This window comes from Streptomyces sp. SID12488 (assembly GCF_010548275.1).
Taxonomy (GTDB): domain Bacteria; phylum Actinomycetota; class Actinomycetes; order Streptomycetales; family Streptomycetaceae; genus Streptomyces.
Window position 1 is genome coordinate 1 of the sequence record NZ_JAAGLT010000137.1, and the last position, 428, is coordinate 428.

Consider the following 428-nt stretch of genomic DNA (forward strand, 5'->3'; position numbering starts at 1 on the left):
TGGGACTCGCCGTCGAGCGGCGCGAGGGCCGCGACCGCGACGGACGACGCGACGTCACCGCCCGCGTGCCCTCCCATGCCGTCGGCGACCACCAGCAGGTGGGGTCCGGCGTAGGCGGAGTCCTGGTTGTCTGACCGGACGAGGCCGACGTCGGAGCGCGCGGCGTAGCGGAGGGCGACCGTCACGCGGCTACCTCTGGAGCTCGAGCAGGCTCTGGCCGATCCGCACCGCGGTACCGTTGGGGACGGGCGTGGGCTGCTCGACCTTCTGCTCGCCGACGAACGTGCCGTTGGTGGACCCGAGGTCCTCGACGAACCACTGGTCGCCCTGCGGGAAGATCCGCGCGTGGCGGGACGACGAGTAGTCGTCGTCGAGCACGAGCGTGCAGCTGGGGGCGCGGCCGATCACGACGGCCGAGGCGCGGAGCG

1 protein-coding gene and 1 pseudogene are annotated in these 428 nt (G+C 73.4%); both read right to left on the reverse strand.

The features are described 5' to 3' along the window. Window positions 1–185: pseudogene (locus G3I56_RS42865) on the reverse strand (protein phosphatase); the annotation flags it as partial. Between the two features lie 4 nt (window positions 186–189). Next, window positions 190–428 (reverse strand): FHA domain-containing protein (locus tag G3I56_RS42870; protein WP_164418967.1); only part of this gene is annotated, 239 nt, incomplete at its 5' end.